We start from the raw sequence: 774 nt of genomic DNA, 5'->3' as shown, positions 1-774 counted from the left end.
GAGCCGGGACGATGAACTGCAAGGAGAAAGCGGGAGTATTCAGACACAACGCATGATGCTCCGGCAATATGCCGCCGAGCATGGCCTGAATGTCATAGATGAATATATCGACGATGGATGGTCTGGAACGAACTTTGACAGGCCGGATTTTCAGAGAATGATTGATGACATTGAGGACGGGAAAATCAACTGCGTTGTTACGAAGGATTTATCCCGCTTAGGCAGAAACTACATTCTGACCGGCCAGTACACGGAAATCTACTTTCCCAGCAAAGGCGTCCGCTATATCGCTGTCAATGACAATGTGGACACCATCAACGGAGAGAATGAGCTTGCCCCATTCCTCAACATTCTGAATGAAATGCACGCCCGCCAGACCAGCAAAAAGGTAAAGGCGGCCATGCGGACACGGTTCGCAAATGGCGCACACTATGGAGCCTATGCTCCGCTTGGCTATGTCAAAGACCCAGATAAGAAAGGCCATCTTCTGATTGACCCGGAAACAAGGTGGATTATCGAAAAGATTTTTGACCTTGCCGTTCATGGCCGGGGAGCCGCCAGCATTACACGGATTTTGGTCGAAGAAAAAGTACCTACTCCCGGCTGGCTGAATTTCCAGAGATACGGCACTTTCGCAAATATCTATGCCGGAGCGCCGGAGGAAAAAGCCTATGCGTGGACGATAGCGCAGGTGAAAAGTATTCTGAAAGAGGAAACCTATATCGGACACAGCGTCCACAATAAGCAGACCAACATTTCATTCAAAAACAAGAA

1 protein-coding gene is annotated in these 774 nt (G+C 49.0%); it reads left to right on the top strand.

The genetic code is table 11. The features are described from left to right. On the top strand, positions 1-774 hold a 774-nt coding region (locus ACTNB1_RS14815), incomplete at both ends, for a recombinase family protein (RefSeq protein ID WP_441170540.1).

This window comes from Flavonifractor sp. HCP28S3_F3 (genome assembly GCF_052065355.1).
Lineage (GTDB): Bacteria > Bacillota > Clostridia > Oscillospirales > Oscillospiraceae > Flavonifractor.
This window is presented reverse-complemented; position numbering and strand designations above follow the sequence as displayed.